17 protein-coding genes are annotated in these 18826 nt (G+C 69.6%); 13 read left to right on the top strand and 4 right to left on the bottom strand.

The genetic code is table 11. The annotated features are described in order from the left end of the window. Positions 1–104: 104 nt before the first annotated feature. From argC to AC5Y4Q_RS19225, 9 genes are all read left to right on the top strand, one after another. Positions 105–1163 carry an N-acetyl-gamma-glutamyl-phosphate reductase gene (argC, locus tag AC5Y4Q_RS19265; RefSeq protein ID WP_064922644.1) on the top strand — a complete coding sequence of 353 codons (1059 nt, stop codon included), beginning with the start codon at positions 105–107 and terminating at the stop codon, positions 1161–1163. Beyond that, positions 1160–2362 (top strand): bifunctional glutamate N-acetyltransferase/amino-acid acetyltransferase ArgJ, encoded by a 1203-nt coding sequence (gene argJ / locus AC5Y4Q_RS19260; RefSeq protein WP_064922643.1) that lies wholly within the window; start codon positions 1160–1162, stop codon positions 2360–2362. Before argC ends, argJ begins: the two co-directional genes overlap by 4 nt. Continuing rightward, positions 2359–3234, top strand: a complete 876-nt coding sequence (argB, locus tag AC5Y4Q_RS19255) for an acetylglutamate kinase (protein ID WP_064922642.1) — start codon at positions 2359–2361, stop codon at positions 3232–3234. The genes argJ and argB overlap by 4 nt, the downstream gene beginning before the upstream one ends. Beyond that, complete coding sequence (locus AC5Y4Q_RS19250; protein ID WP_064922641.1) at positions 3231–4406, top strand: acetylornithine transaminase; 1176 nt, start codon at positions 3231–3233, stop codon at positions 4404–4406. The genes argB and AC5Y4Q_RS19250 overlap by 4 nt, the downstream gene beginning before the upstream one ends. Then, positions 4403–5329, top strand: a complete 927-nt coding sequence (gene argF, locus AC5Y4Q_RS19245) for an ornithine carbamoyltransferase (protein WP_064922640.1) — start codon at positions 4403–4405, stop codon at positions 5327–5329. The genes AC5Y4Q_RS19250 and argF overlap by 4 nt, the downstream gene beginning before the upstream one ends. After that, positions 5326–5814, top strand: coding sequence for an arginine repressor (locus AC5Y4Q_RS19240; protein ID WP_064922639.1), 489 nt, complete (start codon positions 5326–5328; stop codon positions 5812–5814). Before argF ends, AC5Y4Q_RS19240 begins: the two co-directional genes overlap by 4 nt. A gap of 39 nt (positions 5815–5853) precedes the next feature. Beyond that, positions 5854–7053 carry an argininosuccinate synthase gene (locus AC5Y4Q_RS19235; RefSeq protein WP_064922638.1) on the top strand — a complete coding sequence of 400 codons (1200 nt, stop codon included), beginning with the start codon at positions 5854–5856 and terminating at the stop codon, positions 7051–7053. Between the two features lie 91 nt (positions 7054–7144). Then, complete coding sequence (argH, locus tag AC5Y4Q_RS19230) at positions 7145–8557, top strand: argininosuccinate lyase (RefSeq protein WP_064922637.1); 1413 nt, start codon at positions 7145–7147, stop codon at positions 8555–8557. Continuing rightward, positions 8542–9207 carry a M15 family metallopeptidase gene (locus tag AC5Y4Q_RS19225; RefSeq protein ID WP_064922636.1) on the top strand — a complete coding sequence of 222 codons (666 nt, stop codon included), beginning with the start codon at positions 8542–8544 and terminating at the stop codon, positions 9205–9207. Before argH ends, AC5Y4Q_RS19225 begins: the two co-directional genes overlap by 16 nt. Before the next feature lie 183 nt (positions 9208–9390). Here AC5Y4Q_RS19225 and AC5Y4Q_RS19220 read toward each other — a convergent pair whose 3' ends face one another. Further along, positions 9391–11175 carry an ABC-F family ATP-binding cassette domain-containing protein gene (locus AC5Y4Q_RS19220; RefSeq protein WP_064922635.1) on the bottom strand — a complete coding sequence of 595 codons (1785 nt, stop codon included), beginning with the start codon at positions 11173–11175 and terminating at the stop codon, positions 9391–9393. A gap of 147 nt (positions 11176–11322) precedes the next feature. Between AC5Y4Q_RS19220 and AC5Y4Q_RS19215 the strand changes: the two genes are divergently transcribed. After that, the gene (locus AC5Y4Q_RS19215; protein ID WP_234786514.1) at positions 11323–14271 is read left to right on the top strand and encodes an acyl-CoA synthetase; all 2949 of its coding nucleotides are present in this window, start codon (positions 11323–11325) and stop codon (positions 14269–14271) included. Further along, on the top strand, positions 14268–14492 hold the full coding sequence (locus tag AC5Y4Q_RS19210) for a Trm112 family protein (protein ID WP_064922633.1): 225 nt from the start codon (positions 14268–14270) through the stop codon (positions 14490–14492). The genes AC5Y4Q_RS19215 and AC5Y4Q_RS19210 overlap by 4 nt, the downstream gene beginning before the upstream one ends. On the opposite strand, the gene AC5Y4Q_RS19205 is transcribed toward AC5Y4Q_RS19210, so the two are convergent. From AC5Y4Q_RS19205 to AC5Y4Q_RS19195, 3 genes are read right to left on the bottom strand one after another with little or no spacing between them, the layout of a single operon-like run. Next, positions 14458–15081 carry a TetR/AcrR family transcriptional regulator gene (locus AC5Y4Q_RS19205; RefSeq protein WP_064922632.1) on the bottom strand — a complete coding sequence of 208 codons (624 nt, stop codon included), beginning with the start codon at positions 15079–15081 and terminating at the stop codon, positions 14458–14460. The genes AC5Y4Q_RS19210 and AC5Y4Q_RS19205 overlap by 35 nt on opposite strands. Further along, positions 15078–15908 carry an ABC transporter permease gene (locus AC5Y4Q_RS19200; protein WP_064922631.1) on the bottom strand — a complete coding sequence of 277 codons (831 nt, stop codon included), beginning with the start codon at positions 15906–15908 and terminating at the stop codon, positions 15078–15080. The genes AC5Y4Q_RS19205 and AC5Y4Q_RS19200 overlap by 4 nt, the downstream gene beginning before the upstream one ends. Further along, positions 15842–16606, bottom strand: coding sequence for an ABC transporter ATP-binding protein (locus AC5Y4Q_RS19195; protein ID WP_064922630.1), 765 nt, complete (start codon positions 16604–16606; stop codon positions 15842–15844). Before AC5Y4Q_RS19195 ends, AC5Y4Q_RS19200 begins: the two co-directional genes overlap by 67 nt. A 57-nt stretch (positions 16607–16663) precedes the next feature. On the opposite strand from AC5Y4Q_RS19195, the gene AC5Y4Q_RS19190 reads away from it, so the two are divergent. Next, a complete protein-coding gene (locus AC5Y4Q_RS19190) occupies positions 16664–17275 on the top strand; it encodes a DNA-3-methyladenine glycosylase (protein WP_064922629.1) in 612 nt (203 codons plus the stop codon). Positions 17276–17293: 18 nt separating this feature from the next. After that, complete coding sequence (gene tyrS, locus AC5Y4Q_RS19185; protein ID WP_064922628.1) at positions 17294–18562, top strand: tyrosine--tRNA ligase; 1269 nt, start codon at positions 17294–17296, stop codon at positions 18560–18562. Positions 18563–18826 lie beyond the last annotated feature (264 nt).

Below are 18826 nucleotides of genomic sequence, written 5' to 3'. Positions count from 1 at the left end.
GGCCGAGGCGGCTACCGTGGGCTCTGCACAACGACGGCTCTTCGAGGCGCTCCGTCGTCCGCTGGCGCACATGGTTTAATGAATTTGCATATACGCGCATAATCATGCAGAATCGCGCGGTGACCAAAGAGATCAAGGTGGCGGTGGCCGGTGCCAGCGGGTACGCCGGCGGTGAGATCCTGCGGCTGCTGCTGGGACATCCCGCCTATGCCGACGGCCGGCTCAGCATCGGGGCGCTGACCGCCGCCGGCAACGCCGGCAGCACCATCGGCGAGCAGCACCCCAACCTGATGCCGTTGGCCAGCCGGGTGCTGCAACCGACCGAGGTCGACGTCCTGACCGGCCACGACGTCGTGTTTCTCGGCCTGCCGCACGGACATTCGGCCGTGCTGGCCGAACAGCTCGACGACGACACCCTGGTGATCGACTGCGGTGCGGACTTCCGGCTGGGCGACCCGACCGACTGGGAACGCTTCTACGGCTCCGCGCACGCCGGCACCTGGCCCTACGGCCTGCCCGAACTGCCCGGGGTACGCGATCAGCTCAAGGACGCCCGGCGCATCGCGGTGCCGGGCTGCTACCCGACCGCGGCGCTGCTGGCCCTGTTCCCGGCCGTGGCCGCCGGCCTGGTGGAACCGGACGTCACCGTGGTCGCGGTCAGCGGCACCTCCGGCGCCGGCAAGGCCGCCAAGGTTGACCTGCTCGGCTCGGAAGTGATCGGCTCGGCGCGCGCGTACAACATCGGCGGCGCCCACCGGCACACCCCGGAGATCGGTCAAGGCCTGCGGGCGGTCACCCACCGCGACGTCACGGTGTCCTTCGTCCCGGTGCTGATCCCGGCATCGCGGGGGATCCTGGCCACCTGCACGGCCAAAACCACCACGCCACTGCCGAAACTGCGCGCCGCCTACGAAAAGGCCTACCAGGCCGAACCGTTCGTGCACCTGCTCCCCGAGGGCCAGCTGCCCAAAACCGGGTCGGTGATCGGCAGCAACGCCGCACACCTGGCGATCGCCGTGGACGAGCACGCCTCGACATTCATTGCGATTTCTGCGATCGACAACCTGGTCAAGGGCACCGGCGGCGCCGCGGTGCAGGCGATGAACCTGGCCCTGGGCTGGCCGGAATCCGAAGGTCTTTCGGTCGTGGGGGTGGCGCCATGAGCGACACGCGGCTGCTGCGCGAACAGGGTGTCACCGCGCCGGAAGGCTTCCGCGCGGCTGGAATCGCGGCCGGCATCAAGGCGTCCGGGGCGCCGGACCTGGCGCTGGTTTTCAACGAGGGCCCGGACTACACCGCCGCCGGGGTCTTCACCAACAACCAGGTCAAGGCGGCGCCGGTCCAGTGGAGCCAACAGGTGCTCAAAGGCGGCCGGCTGCGGGCGGTGATCCTCAACTCCGGCGGCGCCAACGCCTGCACCGGCCCGGGAGGCTTCCAGGACACCCACGCCACCGCTGAAGCCGTCGCCGCGGCGCTATCGCACTGGGGCACCGAAACGGGAGCTGCGGAGGTCGCGGTCTGCTCCACCGGCCTGATCGGTGACCGGCTGCCGATGGACAAGCTGCTGGCCGGCGTCACCGAGGTGGTGCAGGAGATGGCCGGGGGACTGGTCGGCGGCGACGAAGCAGCCCGCGCGATCATGACGACCGACACGGTGCCCAAGCAGGTTGCGTTGCACCACAAGGACAACTGGACGCTGGGCGGGATGGCGAAAGGCGCCGGCATGCTGGCACCGTCGCTGGCCACCATGCTGGTGGTACTGACCACCGACGCCAAGGCTGATGCGCCGGCGCTCGATGCGGCGCTGCGCCGGGCCGCCGCGTTGACCTTCGACCGGCTCGACATCGACGGCAGCTGCTCCACCAACGACACGGTGTTGTTGCTGTCGTCGGGCGCCAGCGAGATCACACCCAGCCAGGACGATCTCGACGCCGCGGTGCTGGCCGCCTGCGACGACCTGTGCGCCCAACTGCAGGCCGACGCCGAAGGCGTCACCAAGCGGGTGGCGATCACCGTTACCGGCGCCGGTGGTGACGACGAGGCGCTGGTTGCCGCCCGGTGCATCGCCCGCGACAGTCTGGTCAAGACCGCGCTGTTCGGTTCCGACCCCAACTGGGGCCGGGTGCTGGCCGCGGTGGGGATGGTGCCGTTTGTGATCGACCCGGACCGGATCACGGTGTCCTTCAACGGCTCCCCGGTGTTCAGTGAGGGCATGCCGATGCCGGGCGCGCGCGAAGTCGACCTGTCCGGCCCCGACGTGGAAGTCACCGTCGAACTGAACCAGGGCACCGGGTGCGCCACCGTGCGCACCACCGACCTGTCCCACGCCTACGTCGAAGAGAACTCCGCGTACAGCTCATGACCGAACTCACCACACACGACAAGGCCCAGGTGCTGGCCGAAGCACTGCCCTGGCTCAAGCAGCTGCACGGCAAGATCGTCGTCGTCAAATACGGCGGCAACGCGATGACCGACGACGTCCTCAAGCACGCGTTCGCCGCCGACATGGCGTTCCTGCTCAACTGCGGCATCCAGCCGGTGGTGGTGCACGGCGGCGGGCCGCAGATCAGCGCCATGCTCTCCCGGCTCGGCATCGACGGCGACTTCAAGGGCGGATTCCGGGTCACCACACCGGAAGTGCTCGACGTGGCGCGCATGGTGCTGTTCGGCCAGGTGGGCCGTGAACTCGTCGGGCTGATCAACGCGCACGGACCGTATGCGGTCGGCATCACCGGCGAGGACGCCGCGCTGTTCACCGCGGTGCGGCGCAGCGTCACCGTCGACGGGGTCGCCACCGATATCGGGCTGGTCGGCGACGTCGATGAGGTCAACACCGCTGCGGTATTGGATCTGATTGCCGCGGGCCGGATTCCGGTGGTCTCCACGCTGGCCCCGGACGCTGACGGTGTGGTGCACAACATCAACGCCGACACCGCCGCGGCGGCGCTCGCCGAAGCGCTGCAGGCCGAGAAGCTGCTGATGCTCACCGACGTCGAGGGCCTCTACACCGATTGGCCCGACACCGATTCGCTGATCAGTGAGATCGACACCACGACATTGGAGCAGCTGCTGCCCAAACTGGAATCCGGGATGATTCCCAAAGTCGAAGCCTGCCTGCGCGCCGTCCGCGGCGGGGTGCCCAGTGCCCACATCATCGACGGCCGGGTCGAACACTGCGTGCTAGTCGAGTTGTTCACCCACGCCGGCACCGGAACCAAGGTGGTAAACCCATGAGCCTGCAAGACCGCTGGTCTGCGGTGATGACGAACAACTACGGCACGCCGCCGCTGGCGCTGGTCAGCGGCGAGGGTGCGGTGGTCACCGACGAATCCGGCAAGAGCTACCTCGATCTGCTCGGCGGCATCGCGGTCAACGTGCTCGGCCACCGGCACCCGGCGGTGATCGAGGCCGTCACCGCCCAGCTGAACACCCTGGGGCACACCTCGAATCTTTATGCCACCGAGCCGGGCATCGCGCTGGCCGAGGCTCTGGTGGACCATCTGGGCGCCCCGGCACGGGTCTTCTTCTGCAACTCCGGAGCCGAGGCCAACGAGGCGGCCTTCAAGATCACCCGGCTCACCGGGAAGGCGAAGATCGTTGCCGCCCAAGGCGGGTTCCACGGCCGCACCATGGGCTCGCTGGCGTTGACCGGCCAGCCCGACAAGCGGGCGCCGTTCGAGCCGCTGCCGGGCGAGATCACCCATGTGCCCTACGGGGACACCAAAGCGCTTGCCGACGCAGTGGATTCGGCTACCGCCGCGGTCTTCCTGGAACCGATCATGGGGGAGGGCGGCGTCGTCGTGCCGCCCGCCGGCTACCTGGCCGAGGCGCGGGGGATCACCGCCGCCCACGGGGCACTGCTGGTGTTCGACGAGGTGCAGACCGGCGTCGGGCGCACCGGGGCGTTCTACGCCCACCAGCATGACGGCATCACCCCGGACATCGTCACCCTGGCCAAGGGGCTCGGCGGTGGCCTGCCGATCGGGGCCTGTGTGGCCGTCGGGGCGGCCGGTGACCTGCTGACCCCGGGCAGCCACGGCAGCACGTTCGGTGGCAACCCGGTCTGCACCGCGGCCGCCTTGGGAGTGCTCAAGGCGCTCGCCGACGGCGACCTGATCGCCCGGGCGGGGATGCTCGGCAAGACCCTGAGCCACGGCATCGAGGAACTGCACCATCCGCTGGTCGACCACGTGCGTGGCAAGGGCCTGCTGCAGGGCGTGGTGCTGACGGCGCCGAGCGCCAAAGCCATTGAAGCCGCCGCCCGCGACGCCGGATTTCTGGTCAACGCCGCCGCACCCGACGTGGTGCGGCTGGCCCCGCCGCTGATCATCACCGAAGAGCAGATCGACGGTTTCCTCACCGCCCTGCCCGGCGTGCTGGACACCGCACAGGAGGCCGCGAAATGATCCGTCATTTCCTGCGCGACGACGACGTCACCCCGGCCGAGCAGGCCGAAATCCTTGCTCTAGCAGCAGAGTTGAAGGCAGCTCCGTTCAGTCGCCGACCGTTGGAGGGTCCGCGCGGGGTCGCGGTGATCTTCGACAAGAACTCCACCCGCACCCGGTTCTCCTTCGAGGTCGGCATTGCCCAACTGGGCGGGCACGCCGTCGTCGTCGACGGCCGCTCCACCCAGCTGGGCCGCGACGAAACGCTGGAGGACACCGGGCGGGTGCTGTCACGCTACGTCGAGGCGATCGTGTGGCGCACCTTCGGCCAGGATCGGCTGGCTGCGATGGCCAGCACGGCAGGCGTTCCTATCGTCAACGCGCTCTCCGACGCGTTCCACCCCTGCCAGGTGCTGGCCGACCTGCAGACCATCGCCGAACGCAAAGGCGCCCTCAACGGCCTGAAGCTGACCTACCTCGGTGACGGCGCCAACAACATGGCGCACTCTCTGATGCTCGGCGGCGTCACCGCCGGGGTGCACGTCACCGTCGCCGCACCGGACGGATTCACCCCCGACCCGGCCGTCGTCGCCGCCGCCGAAGCGCGCGCCGCCGAGACCGGCGCCTCGGTCACCGTCACCACCGATGCGGCCAAGGCGGCGGGTGGCGCCGATGTGCTGGTCACCGACACCTGGACCTCGATGGGCCAGGAGGACGACGGGCTGGACCGCGTCGCACCGTTTCGGCCCTATCAGATCAACGACGAACTCGTCGCGCTCGCGGACTCGGAAGTCACTGTGCTGCACTGCCTTCCGGCGCATCGCGGCGACGAGATCACCGACGCGGTGATCGACGGGCCGCGCAGCGCAGTGTGGGACGAGGCGGAGAACCGGTTGCACGCCCAAAAGGCGCTGTTGGTGTGGTTGCTGGAACGATCACGATGAGCCGACCGGAGAGCCCCGTCACCCGGGTAGGCCGACAGGCCCGCATCGTCGAGGTGCTGTCCTCGGAGTCGGTGCGCAGCCAGACCGAGCTCGCCGCGCTGCTCGCCGCCGACGGTATCGAGGTCACCCAGGCCACGCTGTCGCGCGACCTCGAGGAACTCGGCGCGGTGAAGCTGCGCGGCGTCGACGGGGGCGCCGGGGTTTACGTGGTGCCCGAGGACGGCAGCCCGGTGCGCGGGGTGTCCGGCGGCACCGACCGGCTGTCCCGGCTGCTGGGGGAGCTGCTGGTCTCCACCGACGCCACCGGCAACCTCGCCGTGTTGCGCACCCCGCCCGGCGCGGCGGACTACCTGGCCAGCGCGATCGATCGGGCCGCGCTACCGTACGTCGTCGGCACCATCGCCGGGGATGACACCATCTTCGTGGCAGCGCGCGAGCCGATGACCGGCGCAGAGCTCGCCGCCACCCTCAAAGACCTGCAGTAAGACCAGTAGCACTTAGAAAGACAGAGCAAGGAGAACTCGATGTCCGAACGCGTCATCCTGGCGTATTCCGGTGGCCTGGACACCTCGGTGGCGATCAGCTGGATCGGCAAGGAAACCGGGCGCGAAGTCGTCGCCGTCGCCATCGACCTCGGCCAGGGCGGCGAGGACATGGAGGTGGTGCGGCAGCGGGCCCTGGACTGCGGGGCCGTCGAGGCTGTCGTGGTCGACGCCCGCGACGAGTTCGCCGAGGGCTACTGCCTGCCCACCATTCAGTCCAATGCGCTCTACATGGACCGCTACCCGCTGGTGTCGGCGATCAGCCGGCCGCTGATCGTCAAGCACCTGGTGGCCGCGGCCCGGGAACACGGCGGCGGCACCGTCGCGCATGGCTGCACCGGCAAGGGCAATGACCAGGTTCGCTTCGAGGTCGGATTCGCCTCGCTGGCACCGGATCTCAAGGTGCTGGCCCCGGTTCGCGACTACGCCTGGACCCGGGAGAAGGCGATCGCGTTCGCCGAGGAGAACGACATCCCGATCAACGTCACCAAGCGCTCGCCGTTCTCCATCGACCAGAACGTGTGGGGCCGGGCGGTGGAGACCGGGTTCCTGGAGCACCTGTGGAATGCGCCGACCAAAGACGTCTACGACTACACCGAGGACCCGACGGTCAACTGGAACACCCCCGACGAGGTGATCATCGGTTTCGAGCGTGGGGTCCCGGTCTCGATCGACGGCCGCAAAGTCAGCGTGCTGGAGGCCATCGTGGAGCTCAACCGGCGGGCCGGCGCCCAGGGCGTGGGACGGCTCGACGTGGTCGAGGACCGGCTGGTGGGCATCAAGAGCCGCGAGATCTACGAGGCACCCGGTGCGATGGTGCTGATCACCGCGCACACCGAACTCGAGCACGTCACCTTGGAGCGTGAGCTGGGCCGGTTCAAGCGGCACACCGATCAGAAGTGGGCCGAGCTGGTGTACGACGGGCTGTGGTACTCGCCGCTGAAGTCGGCCCTGGAGTCGTTTGTGGCGCACACCCAGCAGCACGTGTCCGGTGAGGTGCGGCTGGTGCTGCACGGCGGGCACATCGCGGTGAACGGCCGCCGCAGCGCGGAGTCGCTCTACGACTTCAACCTGGCCACCTACGACGAGGGCGACACCTTCGACCAGAGCGCCGCCCGCGGCTTCGTCGAGATCCACGGGTTGAGTTCGAAGATCTCCGCCCGCCGGGACCTGGGCTCGTGAGCTCACCCTCCACCACCGCGAGTCGGAATCTGGCGACGCAACACGCCGATACCGCGTCGTGGAATTCCGAGTCGGCACAGGCCGGTAGCGCATGAGCACCAACGAAGGATCACTCTGGGGTGGGCGGTTCGCCGAAGGCCCGTCCGACGCACTGGCCGCGCTGAGCAAATCCACCCACTTCGACTGGGTGCTGGCCCCCTACGACGTCGCCGCTTCCAAGGCGCACGCGAAGGTGCTCCACGATGCCGGGCTGCTCACCGATGAACAGCGCGACGGCCTGCTGGCCGGCCTGGACAGCCTCGGCGCCGACGTCGCCGACGGCAGCTTCGGGCCGCTGGTCACCGACGAGGACGTGCACGGTGCCCTGGAACGCGGCCTGATCGACCGGGTCGGCGCCGACCTGGGCGGCAGGCTGCGGGCCGGACGGTCGCGAAACGACCAGGTGGCCACGCTGTTTCGAATGTGGCTGCGCGACGCGGTCCGGCGCGTGGCGGCCGGCGTACTCGACGTGGTCGACGCGCTGGCTCACCAGGCGGCTGCGCACCCCGGCGCCATCATGCCCGGCAAGACGCACCTGCAGTCCGCTCAGCCGGTGCTGCTGGCGCACCACCTGCTGGCCCACGCTCACCCGCTGCTGCGCGATGTGGACCGCATCATCGACTTCGATGCTCGCGCCGCGGTGTCGCCGTACGGCTCGGGGGCGCTGGCCGGCTCGTCGCTGGGTCTGAACCCGGATGCGATCGCAGCCGAACTCGGCTTCACCGCGGCCGCGGACAACTCGATCGACGCCACCGCCGCCCGCGATTTCGCCGCCGAGGCGGCATTCGTGTTCGCGATGATCGCTGTCGACCTGTCCCGGCTGGCCGAAGACATCATCTTGTGGAGCTCAACGGAGTTCGGCTACGCCGTGCTGCACGACTCCTGGTCGACCGGTAGTTCGATCATGCCGCAGAAGAAGAACCCGGACATCGCCGAACTGGCCCGCGGCAAGTCCGGCCGGCTGATCGGCAACCTGACCGGCCTGCTGGCGACGCTGAAAGCCCAGCCGCTGGCCTACAACCGGGACCTGCAAGAGGACAAGGAGCCGGTGTTCGATTCGGCGGCTCAACTGGAACTGCTGCTGCCGGCGATGGCCGGGCTGGTCGGTACCCTGCGTTTCGACACCGAGCGGATGGCCGCGCTGGCACCGGCCGGCTACACGCTGGCCACCGACATCGCCGAATGGCTGGTGCGGCAAGGCGTTCCGTTCCGGGTTGCCCACGAAGCGGCGGGTGCGGCGGTGCGGGCCGCCGAGCAGCGCGGCGTCGGCCTCGACGAGCTCACCGACGCCGAGCTGGCCGACATCAGCGCCGACCTGACCCCGCAGGTGCGCGAGGTGCTCACCGTCGAGGGGTCGGTGGCCTCCCGCGACGCCCGCGGGGGCACGGCACCGGCACGGGTCGCCGATCAGCTGGCTGGCCTCGCCGAACGCGCTGCGCGGCAGCGGCAGTGGCTCGACGGCTAAGCATCCGCCTGTTGTGGGCGGTCGCGGTGTGCGGGCTGTTGCCGCAATGCACCGGCGCGCCCCCGCCGGCCGCGCCGTCCACCGACCCTCGACCGGCGGCCGCCACTGTCAGCGCCGTCACGGCCGCCGACCTCGGCGCCACCTGGCACCCCGGCTGCCCGGTCGACCCCGCGCAACTGCGGCGCGTCACCGTGACCCACCTCGGCTTCGACGCCCGACCGCACCGTGGCGAGCTGATCGTGCACCAGGAACTGGTTCGCCAGGTCATCGCGATCTTCGAGCGGCTGTACCGGCTGGACTTCCCGATCGAGAAGATGCGGACGGTCAACCACTACCGCGGCGGCGACGACGAACTGTCGATGGAGGACAACAACACGTCGGCGTTCAACTGCCGGCGCATCCCCGGTTCCGGTAACTGGGCGCAGCACGCCTACGGCCGCGCCATCGACATCAACCCGCTGCTGAACCCGTCGGTCGACCGCGGTGGGTTCGAACCGACGAACGCGGGCGTCTATCTGGACCGCCACCGGATCGAGCCGGGCCTGCTGCACCCCGGCGACCCGGCGGTGCGCGCATTCACCGACGCCGGCTGGCGCTGGGGCGGGGAGTGGACGTCGCCGGTGGACTACCAGCACTTCGAGCGGCGCTGACCAGACCGTGGTCACGCGTGCCACATTGGCACCGTCACCGCAGGGTAGTGCAAGATCGGAAAACGATAGCGCCGGCGCTATCACGGTAGCGCGGCGTGCCGCGCGATAGCGCGGGCGCTATCCGATTCGGCAACACCCACATGGTCCCGCCAGGGTGCTAATGAGACCCGCGTGACGCCAGTGCTATTCGATGATCTCCGAGAGCTCCAGCCAGCGGCCCTCCTGAGAGGACACCTCGTCCTCCAACGCGCGCAGCTCCCGCGTGAGCGTCGCCAGGCCCACGTGATCGGACTGGTCGAAAGCGGCGAGCTCGTGGTGCTTGGCCTCGATCTGTTCGGCCAGCCGCGCCAGCCGGCGCTCCACGGCGGCCAGATCCTTCTGCGCGGCACGCAATTCCGCGCCCGACAGCGCCTGCGAACCAGCCGGCTCGGAGCCAGCGGCCGGCCGCGGCGCCGGTGCCCGGCGCGCCTCAGCGGCCAGCCGCAGGTATTCGTCGACACCGCCGGGCAGATGCCGCAGCCGGCCGTCCAGAATCGCGTACTGCTGATCGGTGACCCGCTCCAGCAGATACCGGTCATGAGAGACGACGATCAACGTGCCCGGCCAGGAGTCCAGCAGGTCCTCGGTGGCAGTCAGCATGTCGGTGTCGACGTCGTTGGTCGGCTCGTCGAGCACCAGCACGTTCGGCTCGGCCAGCAGCGTGAGCATCAACTGCAGCCGGCGGCGCTGACCCCCGGAGAGCTCACCCACCCGAGCCGACAGCTGCGCGCGCCCGAACCCGAGCCGCTCCAGCAGCTGAGCCGGGGTCATCTCGCGGCCGTCGACCTGATAGTCGTTGCGCAGCCGGCCCAGCACGTCGGCCACCCGATCTCCGGCGAGGGGCCCCAACTCCGCGGACTGCTGATCGAGCATGCCCAGCCGCACGGTCTTGCCGCGCTTGACCCGCCCGCTGTCCGGCGCCACCGTCCCGGCGATCAACCCGAGCAGCGTGGACTTCCCCGCGCCGTTGGCGCCGACGATCCCGGTGCGCTCACCCGGGCCGATCCGCCACTCGATGTCGCGCAGCACGTCGCGGCCATCGAAGGAGACCGAGACGTCGAGCAGGTCGATGACGTCCTTGCCCAACCTGGCCGTCGCCAGCTTCACCAGCTCGACCTCGTTGCGCAGGGGCGGCACGTCGGCGATCAGCGCGTTGGCCGCCTCGATGCGGAACTTCGGCTTGGAGGTGCGGGCCGGTGCGCCACGGCGCAGCCAGGCCAGCTCCTTGCGTAATATGTTCTGCCGCTTGGCTTCACTGGCCGCGGCCATCCGGTCGCGCTCCACTCGCTGCAGCACGTAGGCTGCGTAGCCGCCCTGAAACGGCTCCACGATGCGGTCGTGCACCTCCCACGTGGTGGTGGCCACCTCGTCGAGAAACCAGCGGTCGTGGGTGACCACCAGCAGGCCACCGGTGTTGCGCGCCCAGCGCTGCTGCAGATGGCCCGCCAGCCAGGTGATCCCCTCCACGTCGAGGTGGTTGGTCGGCTCGTCCAGGGCGATCACGTCCCATTCGCCGACCAGCAGCGCGGCCAGCTGGACCCGGCGACGCTGCCCGCCGGAGAGCCCGGCAACAGGCGCGTCCCACGCGATGTCGGAGACCAGTCCATCGACCACGTCACGAATCCGCGGGTTCGACGCCCACTCGTGATCGGCCTGCTCGCCGACCAACGTCACCCCGAGAGTGCGGTCCGGGTCGAGGGTGTCGGCCTGGTCCAGCAAACCGACCTGCAGACCGGTGCGGCGAGTGACCCGGCCGGAATCCGGTGTCATAGCACCGGCAAGCAGCCGCAGCAGCGAGGATTTGCCGTCCCCGTTGCGGCCCACGATGCCGATGCGGGCGCCGTCATTCACCCCCAGGGTGACTGAGTCGAGCACCACACCGGTGGGGTACTGCAGGTGAAGGGCCTCAGCTCCGAGCAGGTGTGCCACTGCGCAAAGGCTACTGGCCGCGGTTGAACGGTCCGGACGGACGTTGCTGATGTGCCAGAATGTGCACGTCATTGACGATCGGGCGCGACGTAGGGGAGCAGCGTGGATCTGAATCTGTCGGCCATCACCCGGCCGGTCGAGTGGCTGATGGCCACCGCGCAGAACGGTCTGGAGGTGCTGCGCTGGGGCGGCCTGGAGACCGGCACCGTCCCCTCGCCGTTCCAGATCGTCGAGAGCACACCGATGTACAAGCTGCGGCGCTACTTTCCTCCCGACAATCGTCCCGGCCAGCCCCAGCCCGGCGCGCCGGTGCTGCTGGTGCATCCGATGATGATGTCGGCGAACATGTGGGACGTCACCCGCGAGGACGGCGCGGTCGGCATCCTGCATGCGGCCGGAGTGGATCCCTGGGTGATCGACTTCGGCTCACCTGATGAGGTCGAGGGCGGCATGCGCCGCAATCTGGCCGACCATATCGTCGGCCTGAGCCAGGCGATCGACACCGTCGCCGAGACGACCGGACGTGACGTGCACCTGGCCGGCTACTCCCAGGGCGGCATGTTCGCCTATCAGGCCGGGGCCTACCGGCATTCGAAGAGCATCGCCAGCATCATCGCGTTCGGCTCCCCGGTCGACACGCTGGCCGCGCTGCCGATGGGCGTGCCCCCCAACATCGCCTCCGGTGTGGCGTCCTTCATGGCCGACCACGTCTTCAACCGGCTGGACATCTCGGGATGGCAGGCGCGCCTCGGCTTCCAGATGATGGACCCGCTCAAGACCGCCAAAGCCCGGATGGACTTCCTGCGCCAGCTGCACGACCGGGAGGCCCTGCTGCCGCGCGAGGCGCAGCGGCGGTTCCTGGAGTCGGAGGGCTGGATCGCCTGGTCGGGCCCAGCGATCTCCGAACTGCTCAAGCAGTTCATCGCGCACAACCGGATGATGACCGGTGGCTTCGCGATCAACGGGCAACTGGTCACCCTGACCGACATCACCTGCCCGGTGCTGGCCTTTGTCGGCGAGGTCGACGATATCGGCCAGCCGGCCGCAGTCCGCGGTATCCGCCGCGCCGCCCCCAACGCGAAGGTGTTCGAATACCTCTTGCGGGCCGGGCATTTCGGTCTGGTGGTGGGATCCAAGGCCGCCGAACTGACGTGGCCGACGGTCGCCGACTGGGTGCTGTGGCAGGAGGGGCAGGGGCCACAACCGGCCGGCGTGGCGCTGATGGCCGATCAGACCTCCGAACACACCAAGGGCGGTGTCGCGATGACCTCGCGCATCGCGCACGGGCTGGGGGAGGCCTCCGGTGTGGCGCTCACGTTGGCGCGGGGTGCCGCAGATGCCGTGGTGGCGGCGCAGAAGTCGATGCGCACCATGGCGGTCGAGACCGCCCGCACCCTGCCCCGGCTGGCCCGATTGGGGCAGATCAACGACCACACCCGAATCTCCTTGGGCCGCATCATCGATGAACAGGCAGCCGACTCCCCGAACGGCGAATTCCTGCTGTTCGACGGGCGGGTGCACACCTACGAGGCGGTCAACAAACGGATCGACAACGTCGTCCGCGGGCTGATCGACGTCGGCGTGCGCCAAGGCGTGCACGTCGGCGTGCTGATGGACACCCGGCCCAGCGCCATGGTGGCGATCGCGGCATTGTCGCGACTGGGTGCGGTCGCCGTGCTGATGCCCCCGGACGGGGATCTGGCCGCGGCCGCACGCCTGGGCGGCACCTCCGAAATCATCACCGACCCGGGCAATCTCGACCTGGCGTTGGCGGCGGCCCGCGAACTGGATTGCCAGCTACTGGTGCTCGGCGGTGGTGAGGCCCGCGACCTGGATCTGCCCGCCGACGTCGACGTCGTCGACATGGAACAGATCGACCCCGACGCCGTGGAGCTGCCCGGCTGGTACCGGCCCAACCCCGGCTTCGCCCGCGACCTGGCGTTCGTCGCCTTCGGCACCGTGGCCGGCGAGCTGGTGGCCAAGCAGATCACCAACTACCGCTGGGCGCTCTCGGCATTCGGCACCGCGTCGACAGCAGCGCTGGGAGCCAACGACACGCTGTACTGCCTGACGCCGCTGCACCACGAGTCCGGTCTGCTGGTCAGCCTGGGCGGTGCGGTGGTGGGTGGGGCGCGCATCGCGCTGTCCCGCGGGTTGAACCCGGACCGGTTCGTCGCCGAGGTGCGCCAGTACGGTGTCAGCGTGGTGTCCTACACCTGGGCGATGCTGCGCGAGGTCATCGACGACCCGAATTTCGTGCTGCAGGGCAACCACCCGGTGCGGTTGTTCATCGGTTCCGGTATGCCGGTCGGCCTGTGGCATCGGGTCACCGAGGCGTTCGCGCCGGCCCATGTCGTCGAGTTCTTCGCGACCACCGACGGTCAGGCCGTGCTGGCCAACGTCTCCGGCGCCAAGGTCGGCAGCAAGGGCCGCCCGCTGCCCGGCGCGGTGGAGGTGGAATTGGCCGCCTACGACCCCGAACACGACCTGATCCTGGAGGGCGACCGCGGCTTTGTGCGCGTCGCCGAGACCGATGAGGTCGGGGTGCTGTTGGCCAAGCCGCGCGGCCCGATCGACCCGTCCGCCTCGGTCAAGCGCGGGGTGTTCGCCCCGGCCGACACCTGGATCTCCACCGAATACCTGTTCCGGCGGGACGCCGACGGCGACTACTGGCTGGCCGGTGGGCGCGGCTCGAGCATCCACACCCCCCGAGGGACGGCCTACCCGGTGGTGATCACCGACGCGCTCGGCGCCGTCAACGGCATCGATCTGGCGGTGACCTATCGGGTGCCGGCCGGTTCGCCGGGTGCTCCCGACCTTGTCGTGTCGGCGATGACGGTACGGCCGGGGGCGACCATCACCGCCGCGGACCTCAGCGAGGCGGTGGCCGAGATGCCCGTCGGCGCCGGACCCGACGTCATCCATGTCGTACCGGATCTGCCGCTGAGCGCGGTCTACCGTCCGACGCTGGGTGAGCTGCGCGAGAAGGGGCTGCCCAAGGCGGGGCGCCACGCCTGGTACTTCGATGCCGGCACCCAGCAGTTCAAGCGGTTGACCGCCGCGGTGCGCGCCGAACTGGCCGGGGGCCAGCAGTGATCGACGCCGAGCTGCTCGCCATCCTGGTCTGCCCCGCCGACCGCGGTCCACTGCAGCTGGTGCAGCGTTCCGGTGCCAGCGCGCTCTATAACCCGCGCCTGCGCCGCGCCTACCGGATCGAGGACGGCATTCCGGTGCTGCTGGTCGACGAGGCCGACGCGGTCGACGACGACGAGCATGCCCGCCTCATCGCCCAGGGGCCTGCGGCAGATCCCCGGTGAGATAACGCTGCAGGGTCGGGGCGATCATCGCCACGATCTGCTCGTGCGGCAGCGAGGCCAGCGGTTCCAGGCCGATGATGTAGCGGACGACCACGACGCCCATCAGTTGGCTCGCGGCGAATTCGGCGCGCAGTACGCCGGTTCCTGCCGGGTCGTCGACCCGTTGGGCAAGCTCGGCGACGACGATGTCGCGGAAGAACGAACGAGCCAGCGGCACTTCGGTTCCAGTGAGCAGCGAGCGCAACGCCGCGATCAGCCCGGTCCCGGCCTGGGAATCCCACAGCGGCAGCAGCAGCTCCGGCAAGACGTGGCCGAGCCGATCGACGGGGGTTTCCCGCAACGGCCCCAGCACCACCATCGGGTCGACCGGCAGCTCGGTGGCGGCGGCGAACAGCTGCTGTTTGGTGCCGAAGTAATGGTGCACCAGTGCGGCGTCGACACCAGCATCGGCGGCCACCGCCCGGATCGACGTGTTCCCGAAACCGTTGCGGGCGAATAGTTCCCGCGCAGAACCCAGAATCCGGTCCCGGGTGTCGGAGGCACCGGAGGGGCGGCCCGGCCGGCGGCTGGTGGGCTCGGTGGACATCATGCCGTGCGTCGTCGCAGTGTCACCGCCGCCAGGCCCAATGCGGCGACCGCGAACGCCAGCACGATGACGATGTCGCGCACCGCGACCCCGGTCAGCTCCGGATGAACACCCACCTGCTGCAGCGCTTCGAGGGCATAGCTGGCCGGCATCGCATTGCTGATCCACTGCAGCCATTCGGGCATCGCCGCGCGCGGCACGATGATCCCGGCCAGCAGCAGCTGCGGCACCATAACGAGCGGAATAAACTGCACCGCTTGGAATTCGGTGCGGGCGAAGGCGCTGCACAGCAGGCCCAACCCGACGCCCAGCACCGCGTTGACGATCGCGATCACAAACACCCACGCCGGGCTGCCCAGGGTCTGGAAACCCAGGAGCCAGAACGCGACCACGCACGCCAGGCTGGCCTGGGCGGCCGCGGCGATCGAGAACGCCGTCCCGTAGGCGGCCAGCAGATCGAGCCGCCGCAGCGGGGTGGTGAGGATGCGCTCCAGCGTTCCCGACGCGCGTTCACGTTGCATCGTGATCGCGGTGATGACGAACATCAAAAACAGCGGGAACAGCCCCAGCAGGATCAGACAGGCGACATTGAACGGCGACGGCGTGCCGGGCGGGGGCGTGGCGCCCGAGAACATGAAGTAGATCAGCGTGATGACCAGGCTGGGCAGCAGCAGGACCATCGCGACGCTGCGGTGATCACCGGCCAGTTGCCGCAGGATCCGCTGGGTGGTCGCCAGGAACGGCCGCAGCTGCAGTGGCCCGGTCAGCCGGCTCGGGGCGCGGTGGTGCGCCGGATGACGGACAGGAACGCTTCCTCCATTGACGTACATCCGGTCTCCTCTCGCAGTCGTCTCGGTGAGGTGCGCGCCAGCAGCCTGCCCTCGCGCATCAGCAGCAGATCGCCGCAGTGGTCGGCCTCGTCCATCACATGACTGGAGACCAGCAGCGTGGTGCCGCGCCGGGCCAGCGTCTGAAACTGGTGCCAGAGCTCCGCGCGCAGCACCGGGTCCAAACCGATCGTCGGTTCGTCGAGCACCAGCAGCTCGGGCCGGCCGACCAGCGCGCAGGCCAGTGAGACCCGGGCACGCTGGCCGCCGGACAGGTTTGCGCAGTAGTCGCCCCGGTGCCGCTGCAGATCCACCGCGTCGACCGCCTCGTCAGCGGCCTGGCTGTCGACCCCGGCCAGCGCCGCGAAGTACCGCACGTTGTCGATCACCCGCAGGTCGTCGTAGATCGTCGGCTGCTGGGGCATGTAGCCGACCCGGTGGCGCAGCGGCGGCGAGCCGGCCGGGCCACCCAGCACCTCGACCTGCCCGCCGGTGATGACCTGGGTGCCCACGATGCAGCGCATCAAGGTGGTCTTGCCGCAGCCGGACGGGCCGAGCAGGCCGGTGATCGCGCCGCGGGCGATGTGCACCGACAAATCGTGCAGGACCGGTCGCTTGCCGCGCACCACCCGCAGATGCGTGATGGCGACGGCTGGGGCGGCGCCACGCCCGGATAATTCATCAGGCGATGAAATCATCATGCGTTGAATACTCTGCCGGTGGCGGCGCGCTGTCAAGGGTCCGGCACAATCTCCGGCGTGAGTGCTGCCCGGCTTGCGGTGGATCCGCTGGCGGCCGCCCGCCTGCTGCTCGGCGCCACCCTTGACGCTCGCGGGGTGCGCGCGACGATCGTCGAAGTGGAGGCCTACGGCGGCGTGCCGGATGGGCCCTGGCCGGACCGGGCGGCGCATTCCTATCGCGGCCCCACCGGGCGCAACACGGTGATGTTCGGCCCACCCGGGCGCCTCTACACCTACCGCAGCTACGGCATGCACGTCTGCGCCAACGTGGCCTGTGGCCCGGACGGGACGGCGTCGGCGGTGCTGCTGCGGGCCGCGGCCATCGATGCGGGAGCCGCGGTGGCCCGAGCCCGTCGCGGCGAAGCGGTGCCCAGCACCGGGTTGGCCCGCGGTCCAGGCAATCTCTGCGCTGCCCTGGGAATCACCATGGAGGACAACGGGATCGACCTGTTCGACGCGCGCAGCCCGGTGCGCCTGCAGCTCGGTGCGCCGCTGGCCGCGCAGGCCGGCCCGCGGGTGGGGGTCAGCCAGGCCGCCGACCGGCCGTGGCGGCTTTGGGTGCCCGGCCGGCCCGAAGTATCGGCCTACCGACGCAGCCCGCGGGCACCGGCGCCCGGCGCCAGCGACTGATCCGGGAAAATCGACCCCATGCCGACCACGATTCTCGACGAGCTGAGCTGGCGCGGGCTGATCGCCCAATCCACCGACCCGGACGCCTTGACCGCCGAGGTGACGCGGGGGCCGATCACCGTCTATGCCGGATTCGACCCGACCGCGCCCAGCCTGCACGCCGGAAACCTGGTGCCGTTGCTGGCGTTGCGGCGCTTCCAGCGGGCCGGGCACCGGCCCATCGTGCTCGCCGGCGGGGCCACCGGGCTGATCGGCGATCCCCGCGAGAGCGGCGAACGTACCTTGAACACCGCTGACACCGTGGCCGAGTGGTCCGAGCGGATCCGCGGGCAGCTGGAGCGGTTCGTCGATTTTGACGACAGCCCCACCGGCGCGTTGGTGGTGAACAACCTGGACTGGACCGCGCCGCTGTCGGCGGTGGAGTTCCTGCGGGATGTCGGCAAGTACTTCTCGGTCAACGTGATGCTCGACCGCGACACCATCCGGCGCCGCCTCGAGGAGGGCATCTCCTACACCGAGTTCAGCTACATGCTGCTGCAGGCCAATGACTATGTGCAGCTGCACCAGCGGTACGGCTGCTCGCTGCAGATCGGCGGCTCCGACCAGTGGGGCAACATCATCGCCGGCGTCCGGCTGGTGCGCCAGAAGCTCGGCGCCACCGTGCACGCGCTGACCGTCCCGCTGGTGACCGCCGCCGACGGCAGCAAGTTCGGCAAGTCCACCGGCGGCGGCAGCCTGTGGCTGGATCCGGAGATGACCAGCCCGTATGCCTGGTACCAGTACTTCTTCAACACCGCCGACGCCGATGTGATCCGTTACCTGCGCTGGTTCACCTTCTTGTCCGCCGATGAGCTGGGGGAGCTGGAGCAGGCGACGTCCGAGCGCCCGCACGAGCGGGTGGCCCAGCGCCGGCTGGCGCGCGAGTTCACCACCCTGGTGCACGGGGCGGCGGCCACCGAGGCCGTCGAGCTGGCCAGTCAGGCGTTGTTCGGCCGCGGTGAGCTGACGCGGCTGGACGAATCGACCCTGGGCGCGGCCCTGCAGGAGACGTCGGTGGCGCAGCTGGAGCCAGGAGCTCCCGACGGGATCGTCGATCTATTGGTCTCCACCGGGCTCTCGGCGAGCCGGGGCGCGGCCCGTCGCACCATCGGCGAGGGGGGCGTGTCGGTGAACAATGTTCGCGTCGACAGCGAGGAATGGGCGCCGCAGGCGCAGGATTTCCTGCACGGTCGGTGGTTGGTGCTGCGCCGCGGCAAGCGAAACGTGGCCGGGGTGGAGAAGGTCTAGGGCGGGTCTAGCCGTGGTGTTGCCGGGGGCCCGGGCCGGCGGAAGTTGATCTTGAACCGGCCGAGATACCGCTTCTAGCAGCGGATTTGACTCCCAGTTTCACCTCGCGTAACTTAATCCACGTCGCAGCGACCAGGCCAGACCCGGTCAGCGCGACAAGCCCGCGGGACCCGCAGAGATTCGCAAAGCGATTCCGGGGGCGTTTCACTTGTCCGCACGGCCGATGCGCGGCTTTTAGCCGCGGGTTGACTGCGCGTCCGGGTG

Source organism: Mycobacterium sp. NGS16 (assembly GCF_059813225.1).
This window is presented reverse-complemented; position numbering and strand designations above follow the sequence as displayed.